This is a genomic window from Exiguobacterium mexicanum (assembly GCF_005960665.1).
Classification (GTDB): domain Bacteria; phylum Bacillota; class Bacilli; order Exiguobacteriales; family Exiguobacteriaceae; genus Exiguobacterium; species Exiguobacterium mexicanum_A.
The window spans coordinates 551170-569939 of sequence record NZ_CP040676.1; the positions used below are offsets into that span (position 1 = coordinate 551170).

The following is an 18770-nucleotide window of genomic DNA, read 5'->3' on the forward strand; positions in this document are numbered from 1 at the left end:
TATGAATTTGGAGGAACCCCCATGAGTTGGAAAAGTAAAGTAAAACGTGGTGTCTATTTAGGCATGCAGCGAGGCAAACGAATCGGCCGTCGGTTGATGAAAGGGACGAAGATACAAGCGCAGACGAGACAGTTCGTTGAAGTCGTCCCGTCTTGGTATGCCAGGACGTCTGCAAACTATGAAGTGGACGGCGCGACGCTCGTTTCTACGATGGCCGAGAAGCAATTTTTAACATACGGGGAGCGTTCCTCGTCATTCCGCACGGTTCCGGGCACGAACTCTTTCCAGCTCAATCCGTCGATTCGCGAGTTTGACACGAGCCTGAACGTCGAGAAGAGCGGTAACATCGATGTCACTCTTCTCGTCATGATGTATAACAATCAAGAACGGACGCGCGTTGTCCGTGTCGGGGACGGTGTCCGCACGACGGTAACGCTCCGTGACGATGAGACGAAGACCCGCTTCGTCATCCAGACGCAAGGGAAAGGCCGTGTATTGATTCAGTCGCTCCTCGTCGACGGTCAGCCGCTTTGGAACGTTGAAGGAATGAGCAACGCCGTCGCCGATGCCGACTTTGACATAATAATCGATCTCGACGAAGAATCGCTCGAGCTTCTCTCCCCACTTAGCCGCATCGTCTCTGTCGACGGCAACACGATTAAGGTGACCGGGCAAGGTAACCAATATGAGCACTACGGCGTCAATGAGTCGGCGCTTCCATACGTCGACACCGAACACAGCATCGAGTTCCCGCTCGCCGACATGGACGACTACGTCTATCGTTTCTATTTAAAAGGAGACGCGACCGAGATGGCAAAGGCGACGTTGTTCGTCGCGACTTATGCACACGGTGAACGCGATCAGCTCATCGAAGTCCCGCTCGGCTTCAGTAACGTCTTGAGCCTCACCCCGAGCCACGACTCGGTCCGCTATTTTGTCCGTTTCAACGGCAACGGGACACTGTCAGACTTGAAGCTAGGTGTTATCCGTGAAAACAGTGTACGCCGCACGGAGACGTTCGATCTCGATCCGACGTTTTGGACGATTCCGACACCGGAGTCGATCAAGCTGAAACAAGACCCGAACGGCCTTCGTCTCGTCTTAGACGTCGAGCCGGACGTGCGTCGTTACGTATCCTATATGGAGACGAACAACCGGTTCACGGTGCTTCCGAAAGAGAAGCCGTATACGGTCCGCCCGAACCATCGCTACCGTGTGACGGTCGACGGCGAGCTCGGTGCGAACACCGGTGTCGTCCTTTATATCATCTCGTATTCATTGACGGAACGGTTGTCGATGCAGCAAGTTCAGCTCGGCAGCGAGAAGATTTTCGAGTTCGGGAAAGACGTGCGCTATCTCCGTTTCGCCCTTCGTGTCGATGGGACGGGAGAGACGCTCGTCACGAACATCCGCGTCAGCGAAGAGATCATCACGGACCGGACACAAGTGCCGGAATGGATCGACCCGCGTGAAGCCCGTCTGTTCGAGGCGAAACCGCGCGAATTGCACGAGCTGAAAGTCGCGGCCATCTTCGACGAGTTCACGACGGCCTCGTATCGTCCCGAGTGTGACTTGATCACATTCTCGCCGGACGACTGGCCGGCCGTCCTCGCTGACCGTCAACCGGACTTCCTCATGGTCGAATCGGCCTGGAAAGGGAACGACAAGACGTGGGAGAAGAAAATCGTCAAATACGGAACGAACACGTGGGAAGAACTCGACGCGCTCCTCGATTGGTGCCGCGTCAACAACGTGCCGACCGTCTTTTGGAATAAAGAAGATCCGATCCACTATGACCGCTTCATCGAGACGGCGAAACGATTCGACTTCGTTTATACGACGGACGCCAACATCCTCGATAACTATAAGGAAGATTGCGGACATGACCGCGTCGGCGCCTTGCCGTTCGCGGCCCAGCCGAAAGAGCATAACCCGATCCGCCTGCCGGGCACACGGGAACCGTACGCATCGTTCGCCGGCTCGTATTATGCGAACCGTCACGAGTCGCGACGCATCGACATGGACCGCCTGTTCGCGGCTGCCGATAAATATGGTCTCGTCATCTATGACCGGAACTATGAGATGAACCAACGCGGTGAGACGGACCAACTCCAATTCCCGGAGCAGTTCCGTAAATCGATTCGCGGTAGCTTAAAGTACAACCAAATCGCGAAAGCCTATAAAGGCTTTAAAGTCATGCTGAACGTCAACTCGGTGAACGATTCACCGACGATGTTCTCACGTCGTGTCTTCGAAGGGCTCGCCTGTGCGACGCCTGTCGTCAGCACGCGCTCTGTCGGCGTGAAACAGATGCTCGGAGATTACGTCTTCTTAGATGAAGGCGACGAGATGCTCGAAGAGACGTTCCGTAAACTGCTCACCGACGATAGCTTCTATGAAGACGTCGCCATGGGCGGTATGCGTCACGTGCTCAAGTACCACACGTACACACAACGTCTCGCCCAAGTCGTCGGCAACATCGGTCTGCCTTATCGTGTCGACCATCCGGAAGTCGCGCTCGTCGCGTTCGTCCGCTCACGTGAGGAGATGGACCGCGCCGTCGAGACATTCCGGGCTCAGGATTATGAGCATAAACACCTCGTCGTCTTCCTCGACAAGTTCGAAGGACATCTTGACTTGTATGAGGCTTACAATACTGAAGATATCTCGACGTTCATGCTCAGTTACTTGACGCAATACAACGCCTTGTCTGAGATTCTTGACGGCTTCGACTGGATGGCGTTCATCCGTCCGAGTGACTATTACGGACCGGCCTACGTGTCCGATTATATGCTTGCGACGCGTTACGCCGACTCGAACATCTTGACGAAAGAAGACTACTTCGTCTGGAAAGACGGGCTCGAGAAAGTGGACTCGGACGGTACGTACCGTTACGTCTTCGAAGCGACGCCATCACGGTCGATCATGAAGCCGGATGTGCTCCGCTTCTATAATGTCCTTGAAGCGCTCGACGTCTTGAAACAAGACGAGACGCTTAAAGAGCTCGCCCAGTCCGGGGAACGGATTTTCAGTACAGACCCGTATCAATACGTGAAAGCAGGGAGCGATATGCCGCAAACGGTCGCTCAGGAGGTACAATTATGACGACACCACTTCGCGTCCTCGTCTATGGGGATGTCAATTTAAATTTGATCGACGGGTCGGCCATTTGGCTGACGTCCGTCGTCTCGATGTTGAACCAAGACCCATCGATCCAAGTCGACGTGCTAGTTAAGCGTTCGATCACTAAACCAGAAGTGACAGCCGGCATCCGTGAGTTGCCGAACGTCCGGTTCATCGACGTGTTCGCGCCAGACTCAAGCAGACAAGATGCTCCGTTTTACGCACGTGGCGTGCTTCAAGCGGACGAAGCGGCCGGACTGATCGACGAATTGATGACGACAGGCGGCTACGACATGGCGTTCATCCGTGGTTTCCAACTCGCTTACGACTTGTCACAGTATGAACAAACGATGGCGAAGACGTGGACGTATATCACCGATTTCACCCACGACCATACGCAAGCGTCAGCAGAAGAGCTCGCCCGGTTGAAGCAAATCGCGTCGCGCTCGGCGCGCATGCTCTGTCAGACGGAAGCGATGAAGACGTATTTCGAGTCGTTCCTGCCGACAGACCGCCCGTTCCTCATCTTGAACCCGATGATTCCGAACGTGAAGGAAGAGACGCCGACGTTCACAAAACCGAACGACCGTCTCGTCTACACGGGCAAGTTCGCCCCGCTTTGGTATTCGACGGAGATTCTCGACGCGTTCGCGAAACTCCGTGCCGATTACCCAGCCGAACTCCATGTCGCCGGCGACAAGTTCAACCAAGACCCGAACAACCCGAACTTTAAGCAAGAAGTTCTTACCCGCTTAAAGTCGGATGACGGTGTCCATTGGTTGAAAGGCATCCCACGCGCCGACGTCGAAACGTTGATCGACTCGAGTGCGATCGGTGTGTCGTGGCGACATCCTGAACTCGATGCGAGCCTTGAGCTGTCGACGAAACTGCTCGAGTACGGCTCGCTCGGGAAACCGGTCCTCTTGAACCGTAACCCGATGCACGAACTAATCCTCGGCGGGGATTATCCGCTCTTCGTCAACTCGGAAGCCGAGTTCATCGACAAGGCGAAGCTCGCACTCACGGATGAACACGTCTACCGTGATGCGGCGGCCCGCCTGTATGAGATGGCCCAATATTATACGTTCACGAACACGTACAAGCGTCTCCACGACGAGCTATGGGGCATGAAGAAAATCAACTTGCTCTTCGCCGGACACGATTTCAAATTCCTCCGTCTCTTCATGGATTACTTCGAGCGCCATCCGCGCTTTAACGTCTTGATTGACGAATGGGAAGGACACAAAATCCATGACGTGAATCACAGTAAGGCCTGCTTAGAGCAAGCCGACATCATCTTCTGTGAGTGGGGTCTCGGGAACGCCGTCTGGTATTCGCACCATAAGAAACCGCACCAGACGATGATTGTCCGGATCCATCGTCAAGAGAAAGAGACACCGTTCCCACGGGAGTACAACCTGCACAACATCGACCGCATCATCCTCGTGTCGCCGTATATGCTAGAGGAGATGTATCGCTTGTTCCGCATCCCGCGTCACAAGATGACGATGATTTACAATGCGGTCGATGGGACGCGACTCGTTCAGCCGAAACAGTTGGACGAGTTGACGTTCCACCTCGGCATGATCGGTATCAATCCGAAGTTGAAACGACTCGATCTCGCGCTCGATATGCTCGAGACGCTCCGTAAGGAAGACGTACGCTACAAGCTGTTCATCAAAGGGCATCACCCGAATGAGATCTATTGGATCAATAAACGGGAAGATGAGCGGGCTTATTACGACCGTCTGCTCGAGCGGCTCGAACAACCGACGTTTAAAGACAGCGTCGTCTTTGACGGGCACGGTGATGATGTACCGGAATGGCTGACAAAAATCGGCTTCATCTTATCGACGAGCGACTTAGAGAGCTTCCATCTCGCGCCAGCCGAGGCGATGACGTCGGGGACGTTCCCGATTATCCGTCACTGGACAGGAAGCGAAACGATTTATCCAGACGACGTGTTGATGGAAAACGTGTTAGACGGCGTCAATATCATCCATTCGTACCGGGACGACTCAGCGAAGTTGCTCGAAGCGACACAAGATTATATGGCTTACGCCCATCACCATTTTGCGATCGAGACGCTTGCGCCGAAGCTCGAACAGCTCATCTTGACAGAATTGAATCGAAAACACTGAGCAAGCCCGGTCGTCCGGGTTTGCTTGTTTTGAAATTAGTTTGAGGAGATACGATATGAGCCACTTTATATATGAATCGACTGGCCAGACGCTTGAATTTGATCGTCGCGACGGTCTGACCCACATCATCTCGGAGACGCCACAAAACGTTCGTCTCGGGATGTACGATGCATCACGGGATGAACCAAACGGGATGAACATCTCTCTCACGCTAGACGAACAGTTCAGCGTCGCCGTTCCGTTCAACAACTTGATCCCGGTCTACTATTCAGAAGATCCGATCGTCGTCGGGACATCGCTCGAGGACGTGGCGAAAGCGGCCGGGAAGACGGTCGTCCGCCCGGAAGCGATCGCGCAAATGCGCCTCGTCGGGCATGTGTTCGGAGACGCCACACGTTTTGAAGGGATTAAGCGTCTCGGAGCAGGTGAACGTTTGACAGTGCGAGACGGAGTCGTCTCGTGCGACACGTGGGACCCTCTCCCGCAAAGTACGACCCAGCTCCGCGATGACTATATCGACACGTGGATGACGGCGCTTCGGAACGCGGTCCGTGTGCCGATGCCAACCGTCAATATCCCGTTTAACGGGACAGCACTCGACGTGTTGCTCACAAAACTGTATCTCGAGGCAGGAAAGCGGGTGACGTTGCATGTGCCCGATTTAGAAGGGAACGAGGCGACCGTCGCGCGTGAGTTGTTTGACGATGTCGAACTCGCCGTGACGCCCGCACCGGATTCGACACTGTCGTTATCGCTATCGCAGCGCATCGCAGATACCTACGCGGCGACAGACGGGAACTTGACCGCCTATGAAAGCATCCCGACTGGTAAAGCCATCGACCTTGACGATGTCGAGATCGGGAAACACGGGACGGATTGGTTATACGGGAAACATATTTTCTTGAAAGAGAATATGGACGAACATGAGGCGAAACAGCAATTGTCGCGGAAAGCAATTCGTTCGTTCGAAGGATTCGGCGAGACAGAACGCGAACAAGTAGAAGGTATGCTTGACCGTCTATTCGACGCAGAACCGGAGCGCGATTGGAGCGGCCGGCTCGAGGCCGCTTGGTTCCATTTGAAAATCGAACATTTCCACGCTTACGCACGGCTCGGCTTTATGCGCGAGATGACACTGCTGCAGCCACTCTTCGACCGTGACGTCTTGCGTCATATCCTCGAAGCGCCGTACGAGTTGCGCCGTCAAGGCTATCTCGTCAAAGTCGCGCTCGAGGAACTGTTTGGCACGAAACCACTCCATTTCGTCAAAGAGACGTTCGCATGGAGTGACGCGCCGTTGTTGCCGACCGTCGTACCGGCGCCGCTCAACTGGCGTCTCTTGCTTGAAGAGACCGCATCCGAGCAAGTGAAACGGATGAACGAATTGCTCAAAGTCGAGTCGAGCGTCGCCAACGCGTTCGAGTCGAGCGAGACGATACATCACGGCTACGTCTCGCTCTGGAACGACTGGACGGCTAAAAATTGGTCAGTCCGCCTGTCCGGATCAGAAATCGAACCGGAGACAATCGAGTTGACGATTCCCGAGGCGCATAAACCGCGGGCCGTCACGATTAAACCGTTCATCTATCACTATTTCATCCCGTTCAACGCGGAACTGTTCACGATGCGCGAAGAACGGTTCGTCACGCATCTCGAAGTCAAACCACTCGGTGGGGAGAACGGGTACGTACAACTGTTCAACCAGAGCTTCAGCGCGCCGCCTTCGAGCGAGTTCCAAAAAGATGCGACTCTCGGCAGCGCCCCTTCGATAAGCGTCGAAGGGACGATTGAACTGTTGTCTAATGAGGCGACACCGATCGAGCTTTACGTCATGCAGTATGATGCGAAAAAGAATTTGAAGAAGACGGCGTTCAGCCATGAGCTCCGTCCCGGCGAGAACACGCTCTGCCACCGTTTGCCGAAAGAAGTCGAGGCCAAGTTCGTCAAGTTAGCGATTAAATTCCAAAACGACCAATATCCTATCCAACTGAAGATGGGATCGTGGATTATAGAAAGCTGAGGAAATCGTCATGGACCGTCAACAAGTTGAGTATGTAGAACGTGAGAATGCATTTTTGCGGGAACAGTTACATGCACTGACAGACCAAATCGAAACGGTGAAGCAGGACGTGCTCGAAGAAGGTGCGAAACACATTCGCGGCAAAGAAAACACCGTTCAAAAGATGAAAGATCTTGAGCGTGAACTCCGCCAAGCGAAAGCGAACGTGGATAAGTGGAAACGAGAGGCGCTGAGCGAGAAACAACGCGTGGAGGAGCTGACGGTGAAAGCCGCTCGGCTCCAAGGCATCGTCGATAAAGTGAAGTCGATTCCGCTCGCTGGTAAACTCGTCACGAAACTCGAACAAGAAGGAAAACCGTCATGAGTCACTACGATGAGCTGTTAGCCGAAATCGTCGCCGAGAAGAAAGAGTGGAACCGATTCGTCGATCGAACGTTTGAATCGGTCAAACTCCCGACTTGGTTTGACGAATCAATGGTACGGGGAATCAGTGTCATCGTGGCCTCTCATGATTCGGAAGACCGTCTCGCGGCCTGTCTTGCCTCGCTCGACGCCCAGACGCTCGACGCGTCGCTCATCGAATGGGTACTCGTCTTCAATGGGGAGAAACGCGAGCAGTTACGGGACGTGAGTGAGCGTTTTGGCCGAGATGTGACCGTGCATCGTCTGCTTGAAGAAGAGGCGAACGTGAGCATCGCGAGAAATCGCGGGCTCGAGACGGCGACGCGTCAATTTGTGACCTTTTTAGATGAGGACGACACGTTCAGTCCGACCTATTTAGAACGACTATTCAGCGCGGCCCTACCAGACCGGGTTGTAATCGCCGACATTCAAGACGTCGATCCCGACGGCAACGCTCTCGGTTCACCGCTCCATCGCGAGTTCGAACGGCTCGCTGGCGGTGAGTGGGCCTATGAGCAGATGGCGCAACTCTTGACGTTGAACGCCTGCAAGCTAATTCCTTCGGTGTATGCGAAACATATCCGTTACGAACCGACACTCCGGAGCGGGGAGGACGTCGTATACTTCTCGACGCTCTTTTCGACATATGCACCGGCAGTTACGGTGTTACCACCCGACACAGACGCCGTTTACTTCCGTCAAGTGAGGGACAATTCGGTATCGCGCCAAGGCGTGAGCCGTGAGTTCTCGATTCGTCAGCGTCTCGCCGTCATCAAAGCGCTCGATGAACTGCTCATCCAAGCGAATGACCCGTCGCGCCGACTCATCGAACGGAAGATGGACGCGCAGACGTCGATGATGAGCCTCTATGTGAAAGATCATCCCGATGAACGCGCCGCCATCCGTGAACTCGTGGTCGCGACCGGGTTGTCTTACTTCTCATTCAGCATTTTGAACCAGCACGCGGCAACGGTCGGACTCATTGTAGGGGAAAACCTCGAGAACGTGGAGCGACTCGTCGGGAACTACCCGGACGAGTCGATTTTGCGCGTTTACTTGCTTAGTCCGTTCACTCGCGGTAAACTTGCCGAAGTCGTCCGACCGGAAGTATTCCGTCGTCTGACGTTCGCAAATATGACTTCGGTGTCGAATTGGTCATTATTGCCCGAAGTTTGTTATAGTTTAGGGGATGTGCGAGCGGCTGCCTTATGCGCAGAATACATGCTTGGAACGACCGTGCGAGCGGTTCCGTCCGCGTAATCCAGTTTTGTCATGAAAATGTAATTGCTTATCAATTCCTATCAGGAGTATAATGGGTTTGATTTTTGGTGAATTCTTAAACAAAGTGAAATGTTAAGCAATATTCAGTGACCAGTGTCACTAACATCTATGGAGGTAAGCCCAACTATGAAAGTATGTACAATCGGATTAGGATATATTGGACTCCCAACGTCTGCAGTCTTCGCACAATATGGTGTCGATGTACTCGGCGTAGACATCCATCAGTCAGTCGTTGATAAATTGAACCGTGGTGAGATCCACATCGAAGAGCCAGGCCTCGGAGACGTCGTGAAAGAAGTCGTCGCGAAAGGCAAGTTCCGTGCTTCGCTCGAACCAGAGAAAGCAGATGCGTTCATCATCGCCGTTCCAACACCGAACAACGATGACGAGCATAAGTCGTGTGACCTCACATACGTGTTGGATGCAACGCGCAAAGTATTGCCATATGTTGAAAAAGGCAACGTCATCATCGTCGAGTCGACGATCGCACCACGTACGATGGATGATTTTGTGAAACCGGTTGTCGAAGAAGCCGGCTTCATCGTCGGTGAAGACATCTTCCTCGTTCACTGCCCAGAGCGTGTCCTTCCTGGACAAATCTTGCACGAACTCGTCTACAACAACCGCATCGTCGGTGGTATCACACCAGACTGTGCCGAAGCCGGTGCTAAAGTATACGGTACGTTCGTAAAAGGTGAAATCATCAAGACGGACGCGAAAACGGCTGAAATGTCGAAGTTGATGGAAAACACGTTCCGTGACGTCAACATCGCGCTTGCGAACGAACTTGCGAAAGTGTGTAACGCGCTCGACATTAACGTCCTCGACGTCATCGAGATGGCGAACAAGCACCCACGCGTCAACCTTCATAGCCCAGGACCAGGTGTCGGTGGCCACTGTCTCGCGGTTGACCCATACTTCATCGTCGCGAAACAACCAGAACTCGCGAAAATCATCAAGTTGTCACGTGACACAAACGTCTCGATGCCAGCTTATGTCGTTGAAAACGTTCAAAAACTCGTATCGGGTCAAACGGATGCGAAAATCGCCGCGTTCGGCGTAACGTACAAAGGAAACGTAGATGACATGCGTGAAAGCCCAGCCGTCGAAATCATCGAATTGATGCTCGAACAAGGCATGAACGTCGCCGTGCACGATCCACACGTTGAAGTATCGTCGTCGAAACACTTCGACCTCGTCTCGAAAGAAGAAGCAATCAAAGATGCGGACATCGTTCTCGTCCTCGTTGACCATAACGAATTCAAAGCGCTCGACTTCAACGAGTTGAACGCAGCGATGCATCGTCCGATGATCTTTGATACACGTAATATCGTGAAGGCTGATGACAGCGACCTCGCGGTTGTAAACTACGGAAACTTGTACGAATACGTCAACGGAAAAGTAACGTTGGCTTAACCTGTGTGCCCACTATGATCAAAGCCTCGAAGCAAGTATTCATCGAATTATGGGAGAGTCTCTATTTAATTGTGAGACTCTCTCTATATGAAACGAAAAGTCGCTACTCGATGCAGTACTTCGGATACTTGTGGGAAATCTTGACGCCAATCATTCAAATCAGCATCTATTGGCTCGTCTTCGGGTTCGGTCTACGTGCGGGTCGAGACGTTGGTGATGTCCCGTTCCTCCCATGGCTCGTCTCCGGAATTGTGCCATGGTTCTTCTTTGGACCGGCCATCGTCAGTGGTTCTCGATCCGTTTTTTCGAAGATTGCACTCGTCTCGAAGATGAGTTTTCCGATTAGCACCATCCCGGCGTACGTGATCTTGTCGGAATTATACCGGCACGTCGCGATGGTCGTGATCGCGTTCATCTTGATGATGGCGTTTGGCATCAGTGAAGGCTGGAACATCTTGTTCTTGCCGTACTTGTTACTCAGTGCGCTCGCGTTCCTTTACGCGTTCTCACTCTTGACGTCAGCACTGGCCACAATTATCCGCGACTTTCAAAATTTGCTGTCACAAATTATTCGGATGATGCTTTATTTACTACCGATCTTCTGGCAACCGACTGGGACGCTTGAAACGATTCTCATGATCAACCCGCTCTACTACTTGGTGGAAGGGTACCGATCGATGTTCCTTGGGACGGATTGGCTCATGCAAAATCTGGGCTATGGCCTCTACTTCTGGGGCTTCACGCTTGTGACGTTCCTAATCGGTTCGGCGATTCACGTTCGTTTCCGTCGCTACTTCATTGACTATATTTAAGGAGCGGTGACGTATGAGCTACCAAGTAAAGTTTGAAAACGTATCGAAGCGGTACACGTTGTACCGAAAACAAAGTGATAAGTTAAAAGAAGTATTGTTCAATCGGGCGAACGGGAAGCAGTTCTATGCGCTCCGTAACGTCACGTTCGAAGTCCCGCCTGGGGAAGTCGTCGGCATTCTCGGAATTAACGGTTCAGGAAAATCGACGATGTCGAACCTTCTGTCAGACGTGATTCCGCCGACCCACGGGAAAATCGAGTTGCGCGGGAAGCCTTCGCTCATCGCCATCTCGTCTGGGCTCAACGGGAACTTGACCGGGATGGAGAACATCGAACTGAAATGTCTCATGCTCGGTATGGACAAGCATCAAATCAAGGCAATCACCCCGGAAATCATCGAGTTCGCTGACATTGGCGACTTTATCGATCAACCGGTCAAAACGTACTCGAGTGGGATGAAGTCACGGCTCGGGTTTGCCATCTCCATCAACATCAACCCTGACATCCTTGTCATCGATGAGGCGCTCTCAGTCGGCGACCAAACGTTCACCGACCGCTGTCTCGTCAAGATGAATGAGTTTAAAGATGAAGGGAAGACGATTTTCTTCATCAGTCACTCGGTATCGCAAGTCCGGCAGTTCTGTACACAGGCGATTTGGCTGGAATACGGTGAAATCCGTGAGTATGGACCTGTCAACGAAGTGGCCGACGAATACATGAAGTTTTTGAAATGGTTCCGGACGCTCGATTCGAAGCGTCAATCGGAATTTAAGCAGCAAAAAATGGAACAACGCACAACGATCGTCGACCAACATGATATCGGTGAGACAATCATTTTGCCGCGTCACCCCCGAAAAGGAGAATCACTATGATTAAAGTTATGACCGTGTTCGGCACGCGTCCCGAAGCCATCAAAATGGCTCCACTCGTTTTGGAGCTCAAAAACCGTGAAGGGATCGAACCGATCGTCGTCGTCACAGCCCAACATCGGGAGATGCTCGACCAAGTCTTGCAATTGTTCAAAATCACACCAGACTATGACCTTGACGTCATGAAGAAGAACCAAACGCTCTTCGACGTGACGACACGCGTTCTTCACGGACTCGATGAAGTCATGAAGGAAGCGAAACCGGACATCGTCCTCGTCCATGGGGATACGACGACGACGTTCGCGGCGTCACTCGCGGCGTTCTACAACCAAATCGCCATCGGGCACGTCGAAGCAGGTCTGCGGACGTACAACAAGTACTCGCCATACCCTGAAGAGATGAATCGTCAATTGACAGGCGTCATGGCTGACCTTCACTTCGCACCGACAGAAACATCGGCTGAAAACTTGCTTCGCGAGAACAAGAAAGAAGCTGACATCTTTGTCACGGGCAACACGGCAATCGATGCGTTGAAGACGACCGTTCAAGACGGCTACGATAACGAACTCTTGAACTCGATCACGGCACAAGGTAAACGCCTCGTCTTATTGACGGCGCACCGTCGTGAGAACCTCGGGGAGCCGATGCGGAATATGTTCCGTGCGGTCCGTCGTTTGATTGAAAAGTATGACGATATCGAAGTGGTCTATCCGGTCCACATGAACCCGATCGTACGGGAACTTGCCGGAGAAATCTTGAATGATCTCGATCGTGTCCACTTGATCGAGCCGCTCGACGTGTTCGATTTCCATAACTATGCGTCACGCTCGCACTTGATTTTGACAGATTCAGGTGGCGTACAAGAAGAAGCACCATCACTCGGCGTACCGGTCCTTGTCCTTCGTGACACGACGGAACGTCCAGAAGGTGTCGCAGCCGGTACACTCAAACTCGCAGGCGTCGAAGAAGAAGTCATCTTCGGTCTCGCTGACGAGCTCTTGTCTGACGCTGCGGCACACCAAAGCATGGCGAAAGCGTCTAACCCATACGGGGACGGGGAGGCGTCACGCCGCATCGTGGATGCTGTTATTGATAAGTTGAGAATGAAGTGAAAACAGAAAAGGTGATGTAGATGATATGTTCATTGATTCGGTGGACAGATGACATATAAAATGGGGTTAATCTGCACTCTGAATAGTAGATATTAAAAAGCCTATTACTTGAACTGCATCAAAAAAAGTAAAAATTAATGATTTGTCAGGCTACCTTGAGAACCTGTGTCCGGTATTCAACTGGACACGGTTTTTTGTTTCTTGATGCGATGATGATTGTAGTAATCTATGTAATGTTAGAAGAGACGTTTAAAGTAATCCTTATCATCGTCCTTCGTCCACCCCGTCCGGCACGCCCAAGTGCTCATTGATTTTCTCTGGCAGACATTCGGAATAGCAGGAGTACCCAAAAATTCGCGGTTTTTTGTGCTGTGTGCTAATGATGTTTTCCAACAGGAACGCACACTTTGTCATCATGTAGGGCGGTTATCTTCGTAGAGAATATCTCCGGAAATTGGGATGATTTTTATCCTATCGGTTGTTATTTCATACTGCTTGTTTACTTTTAACAATGCTTATTTGAAGAGAGGGCACTGAAAAACTTTAAATGTTTTCAACTGAAGGCGAGGTAGCCTTCTTGCGGCAATCGTAATAGATGTTGCTGCTCTTCTTTGACCAATTCACGGATCAGCACATGCTTTTCGTGGTGCACTTTCTCAATATCGTCCAGTATGGAAACGGCGAATTAACGATTCATCGAATCGAAATTATGCGTGACAGATGCCGGGAAAAGAAAAATATATCGGAGAACGTCTATGAACTGTAGGAAAGCAACTGTCCAGATTGCCTCTTTTTTCGTCGTTCTCGGTTGGTGGACTGTAGAAGATTATCGATTCGAAGCTGTTGCGTCACACCACAAATCTCTTCAAAAAGCATTTTGATTCCCGTTAAGAAGCACTTTTAGTTTTCTGAGGGAAGGGCCATGGCTGCCGAGCGAGTACTGAATAGTAAACTCATGACGAGTTACTTTCATCAACCGCATGACAATCTTTAACGACTTCCATCCTGTCGAAATCCACCTGTTGCTCAGCCCGAGAGCACTATAATCGCTCATAGCTTGTGTCGCAACTTAAACGTTATGGTGAGATTTTGGTTACTAGTAAGTCCTTTTCTTTTCAAAAATAGGAGTGCAGAGTTGTATACGTTTCTGTTGCACGATTCTGTACTCCTATTTAGCCCTACAGAACATAGGGAATTAAATTTTTCGTAATAATTAACATGAATTTAAATAAATATTTAAATAAAAAAACATTTTCAAAAAAGGATTGTTTCTAACGGTTTTGTCCTATATTTTAAAGAAGAGAGATTTTTTTAACAGGCTCTCCGCCATGCAAGTTGTCCTGTTGCTAAATTTGGGGAAATTTGAAAGGGGAAAAATTAATGTTTTCATCTAAGTCGGAACGTTTATTCACCGGTATGATTGCTGCGGCATTGGCCGTATCGGCAATCGTACCAGTTGCTTCAGTCGAAGCAAAACAGGGTTCTAAAGATACATACGAAACGAAAAAGTCCGAGGCGATTGAAATCCTGTTGCCGGAGTCACCGCTTGTTTTCAAGCAAGGAGAAAAAATTACCGGGAAACATTGGATCTTCAACGTGAAAATCGGTAAGCAAGTGAGAAAACAGCCTGTGAATTTGTCGAACCTGTCAACCGCGAAAATCGGTGAATTTACGGCGCGAGCGACGTATACCCACAAGGGAGAGCGCGTGACTGTGGACATCCCTTATCAAGTAGAGGGGTTCAAGTTGGCTGTGATGCACACAAACGACACACATGCCTCGCTTGATAGCGCACCTAAGCGTGCTACGGCGATTAATCAACTTAGACAAGAGAATGCAGATCGTCTGTTGATCGATGCGGGAGATGTGTTCTCGGGATCGCTTTACTTCAACGAGTTCAAAGGACTAGCTGATTTGACACTCATGAACTACATGAACTATGACTTGATGGTACCGGGCAACCATGAATTTGACCTTGGCACAGAGGCGGGGCACCAAGAATTTGCAACTTTTATTCAAAACGCCAAATTCCCGTTCGTCAGTTCGAACGTGGATTATAGTGCTGATCAATATTTGAGCAGTCTTTACTCGGATGAGATTGAGCGAAAGCCGTACGATGGAAAATTATACGAAGGCGTCATCAAAGTGGTGGACGGGAAGAAAGTTGGATTCTTCGGATTGACGACGGAAGACACGGCGAACATCGCTAGTCCAGGACCAATCAAATTCCAACACTATGTTGAAGAAGCCGAGAAAGCAGTCAAAGCGTTTAAACAGCGCGGTGTCGATCAAATCGTAGCCGTCTCGCACCTAGGGTTCGACGACAATCCGGCAATCGATAATGATTTAGAACTCGCGAAACGCGTAGAAGGAATTGATGTCATTATTGGTGGTCACTCGCATTCTCGTTTAGACGCACCAGTCGTGGTGGTTGATGGAGAAGAGCCAACTGTAATTGTACAAGCGTATCAATATGGGGAATTCCTCGGTACGCTCGATGTCGAGTTTGACCACACGGGGAAAGTTGTTGCACACCAAGGTAAGTTGATTGACATCAAAGGCTATGCCGCTGATCCGACGGCGGTCAGCTTACTTGCTCCATTTGCAAAAGAAATTGAAAGCATCCGTAACGCCGAGATTGGTGCGACGACGACTGCGGCATTTGACAACCCGCGTGATGCTGGGGATGTCAACAAACCGAGCGTTCGTAAAAATGAGACGGCGTTAGGGAACTTGATTACGGACGGCATGTTGGATCGTGCAAAACAAGTCGACGGCGAAGTTGTCGCAGCGATTCAAAACGCTGGTGGTATCCGTGCGTCAATCAATGCAGGCCCAGTGACGGCAGGTGAAGTATTGACAACACTTCCGTTCGGAAATACGCTAGCGGTCATGACGTTGCAAGGAAGCGAACTGTTATCAGCCCTTGAGCGTAGCGTGAGCGTCTACCCAATTGAGAGTGGCGGTTTCTTGCATATGTCAGGTATGAAGATTGAGTTTGATAGTTCGAAAGCAGCAAATAACCGAATTGTGAAGGCGCAAGTGCTTCGTAATGGACAATATGTGGACGTCGTAACGAATGAGAATTATAAGATTGCAACGAACTTCTTTGCTGCAAAAGGTGGGGACAACTACCTTGAGTTTAAAAAGGCATATGAAGAGGGTCGTGTGAATGATTTGGGGATTATTGACTGGGAAATCATGCGTGATTATCTCGTGAAACTTCAAACGGTCACACCGACTGTTGAAGGGCGAATTGTCGACATTAAGCAGTAAACCTGAAGTAATTATAGGATGAGGAAGGGACCTGACTAAGGAAAGTATAGTTAGGTCCTTTCCTCATGTTCAAGCATAAAGGAGCCTACAATGAGAAAAACTGCAGATGGAACGTATCGTTACGTGCTCGTCCTCGGTGCGAAAGTGAACGGGATTCAACCGTCTCGGGCCTTGATGCACCGGATTGAAGCGGCGGCCGCATATGCGAACAGACATCCACACGTCGAGTTGATCGCCTCCGGCGGGCAAGGACCCGATGAAGGGATGGCGGAAGCGCGCGTCATTGCCCGGGAGTTGATGGCACGTGGCGTCGACGCGGCGCGAATCCATATCGAGGCGGAGTCGACGTCGACGTACGAGAACTTTCTGTTCAGCCGTCCGATTTGGGATGGGGAACCTGGACTAACGATCGTCACGAACGATTTTCACGTCAGGCGGGCCCGGCTCGTCGGTAAGCTGTATTTTGGCCTAGCGATCGATGCGCTCTACGCAAAGACGCCCCCGGCAACGAAATTGAAGTACGTCGTCCGCGAGCAGCTGGCGTACGTGAAGCTATTCATCAACTATATGCGCTGGAAATGGCGGCCATGACAAAAGGGACTTCGCAATGAAGTCCCTTTTTCGTGTTATAACGTGCCGATGATCATCCCACCGATGACCCCGACGATGACGAGCGCCCAAGGCGGCATCTTCCAATATGCGATCATGGCGAACAAGAAAGCAGCGAAGACGAAGTCGACCGCACCGTTCACCGTGCTCGTGAAGATCGGCTGATAGAAGGCGGCAATCAAAATCCCGACGACGGCAGCGTTGACACCGATGAGCGCACCGGCGACTTTCGGGTTGCGACGGAGTGCATCCCAAAACGGTAAGGCGCCGAGGATCAACAGGAACGCCGGCAAGAAGATGGCAAGCGTGGCGAGCAGTCCGCCCGGGACGCCATTGATGACCGTCCCGAGATAAGACGCGAATGTGAAGAGGGGTCCCGGTACGGCTTGGGCGGCCCCGTAACCGGCGAGGAACGCCTCTTCACTTAAGAAACCGGCCGGTACGAGTTCACGCTCGAGCAGCGGCAAGACGACGTGGCCGCCGCCGAAGACGAGGGCCCCCGCGCGGTAAAAGCTATCGAACATGGCGACCGATTGACTCTCGATCGTCTCCCGTAAGATCGGCAAGATGACGAGGAGCGCCCCGAACAGGCCGAGGAGCGTCGCCCCGAGTCGTTTCGAGAGCGGGAACGAAGCCGACTTGACGTCGAGGTTTTGCGGTTTGAACAGCAAGAACCCGGCAAGTCCGGCGAGCAAGATGACGAGCACTTGGCTATAGGTCGTCTGCCATAACAGGACTCCGGCGAGTGCGAAGAACGCGATTGTCCGCGTCTTCGCGTCCGGCGTCAATTTACCGGCCATTCCGAGAATGGCGTGGGCGACGATGGCGACGGCGACGACTTTCAATCCATAAAGCCAGCCCGCGTCTGAGACGTCGAGTCCCGATACCAATAGGGCGAATAAGATGAGGGCGATGACGGACGGGGCCGTGAACCCGATGAACGACGTAATCCCGCCGAGGATGCCGCCACGGACGATACCGATGCCGATACCGACCTGGCTGCTCGCCGGACCCGGCAAGAACTGACAGAGGGCGACGAGGTCGGCATAGGCGCGTTCGTCCATCCATTTGCGACGGCGGACGTACTCCTCATGGAAATAGCCGAGGTGGGCGACCGGTCCGCCGAACGAGGTCAGGCCGAGCCGGGTCGATACGAATAAAATCTCAAGTAACGTTTTGAACGTTACGCGTTGGTTGGACATGTGCTTCACTCCTTAATTTCTTTGAATAGTTCATACGCTTTTTGACGGGCTTCCGCCAAGACGACGAGGCCTTTTTCGGTCGTCGTGTAATTCTTCCGGATATGACCCTCGACGAGCTCGTTCGTCCGGACGAGCAGACCGTCTTGCTCCATCGAGTGCAAAATCGGATAGAGCGTGCCGGCGCTAATCGAGTAGCCGTGCTCGCGGAGCTCCTCGACCATCCATGCTCCGTACACCGGGTGTTCAGAGGCGTGGTGCAAGATATGGATATGGATAAAACCGAGAAACAGTTTTCGAAGAACGCGGTCTTCCACGTGCATCATCTCCTTAAAATCGGTTTTCGATATCGGTTTTCGTAATTATACTAACAATCGAGATGGGGAGGTGCAAGCCGAGAGGTGTCATTTACAAAAACTTAATGTGCGCATATTGGCGAGAATCGATTCGGAAAATATAGGGAATTTGTAAGAAATGAGGTAAACTGAAAAGTAGAATTGAACGGAGGAGG

Annotated in this window: 13 protein-coding genes; 11 read left to right on the forward strand and 2 right to left on the reverse strand. The window is 51.6% G+C overall.

Annotation, left to right across the window (positions count from 1 at the left end; all coding sequences use genetic code 11):
* Positions 1-21: 21 nt before the first annotated feature.
* The 11 genes from FED52_RS03340 to FED52_RS03390 all read left to right on the forward strand — a co-directional run bounded on the left by FED52_RS03340 (position 22) and on the right by FED52_RS03390 (position 17042).
* Positions 22-3105: a CgeB family protein gene (locus FED52_RS03340; protein WP_138858950.1), complete on the forward strand. Its 3084-nt coding sequence runs from the start codon at positions 22-24 to the stop codon at positions 3103-3105.
* On the forward strand, positions 3102-5264 hold the full coding sequence (locus FED52_RS03345) for a glycosyltransferase (protein ID WP_138858951.1): 2163 nt from the start codon (positions 3102-3104) through the stop codon (positions 5262-5264). The genes FED52_RS03340 and FED52_RS03345 overlap by 4 nt, the downstream gene beginning before the upstream one ends.
* Before the next feature lie 55 nt (positions 5265-5319).
* Positions 5320-7284 (forward strand): hypothetical protein, encoded by a 1965-nt coding sequence (locus FED52_RS03350; RefSeq protein ID WP_138858952.1) that lies wholly within the window; start codon positions 5320-5322, stop codon positions 7282-7284.
* A 10-nt stretch (positions 7285-7294) separates the two neighbouring features.
* Positions 7295-7648: a hypothetical protein gene (locus FED52_RS03355; RefSeq protein WP_138858953.1), complete on the forward strand. Its 354-nt coding sequence runs from the start codon at positions 7295-7297 to the stop codon at positions 7646-7648.
* A complete protein-coding gene (locus FED52_RS03360; protein WP_138858954.1) occupies positions 7645-8946 on the forward strand; it encodes a glycosyltransferase in 1302 nt (433 codons plus the stop codon). The genes FED52_RS03355 and FED52_RS03360 overlap by 4 nt, the downstream gene beginning before the upstream one ends.
* 147 nt (positions 8947-9093) lie before the next feature.
* Positions 9094-10383 carry a nucleotide sugar dehydrogenase gene (locus FED52_RS03365; RefSeq protein ID WP_138858955.1) on the forward strand — a complete coding sequence of 430 codons (1290 nt, stop codon included), beginning with the start codon at positions 9094-9096 and terminating at the stop codon, positions 10381-10383.
* 14 nt (positions 10384-10397) lie between these two features.
* Positions 10398-11195, forward strand: a complete 798-nt coding sequence (locus FED52_RS03370) for an ABC transporter permease (RefSeq protein ID WP_138858956.1) — start codon at positions 10398-10400, stop codon at positions 11193-11195.
* A gap of 13 nt (positions 11196-11208) precedes the next feature.
* Positions 11209-12066 carry a teichoic acids export ABC transporter ATP-binding subunit TagH gene (tagH, locus tag FED52_RS03375; RefSeq protein ID WP_138858957.1) on the forward strand — a complete coding sequence of 286 codons (858 nt, stop codon included), beginning with the start codon at positions 11209-11211 and terminating at the stop codon, positions 12064-12066.
* Positions 12063-13175, forward strand: coding sequence for a non-hydrolyzing UDP-N-acetylglucosamine 2-epimerase (wecB, locus tag FED52_RS03380; RefSeq protein WP_138858958.1), 1113 nt, complete (start codon positions 12063-12065; stop codon positions 13173-13175). The genes tagH and wecB overlap by 4 nt, the downstream gene beginning before the upstream one ends.
* Positions 13176-14555: 1380 nt before the next feature.
* The gene (locus FED52_RS03385; RefSeq protein ID WP_138858959.1) at positions 14556-16451 is read left to right on the forward strand and encodes a bifunctional metallophosphatase/5'-nucleotidase; all 1896 of its coding nucleotides are present in this window, start codon (positions 14556-14558) and stop codon (positions 16449-16451) included.
* A 90-nt stretch (positions 16452-16541) separates the two neighbouring features.
* On the forward strand, positions 16542-17042 hold the full coding sequence (locus tag FED52_RS03390) for a YdcF family protein (RefSeq protein WP_138858960.1): 501 nt from the start codon (positions 16542-16544) through the stop codon (positions 17040-17042).
* 35 nt (positions 17043-17077) lie between these two features.
* Here FED52_RS03390 and chrA read toward each other — a convergent pair whose 3' ends face one another.
* Both chrA and FED52_RS03400 read right to left on the reverse strand, forming a co-directional pair.
* Positions 17078-18262: a chromate efflux transporter gene (gene chrA / locus FED52_RS03395; protein WP_034778831.1), complete on the reverse strand. Its 1185-nt coding sequence runs from the start codon at positions 18260-18262 to the stop codon at positions 17078-17080.
* A 5-nt stretch (positions 18263-18267) separates the two neighbouring features.
* A complete protein-coding gene (locus FED52_RS03400; protein WP_058764359.1) occupies positions 18268-18576 on the reverse strand; it encodes a PadR family transcriptional regulator in 309 nt (102 codons plus the stop codon).
* Positions 18577-18770 lie beyond the last annotated feature (194 nt).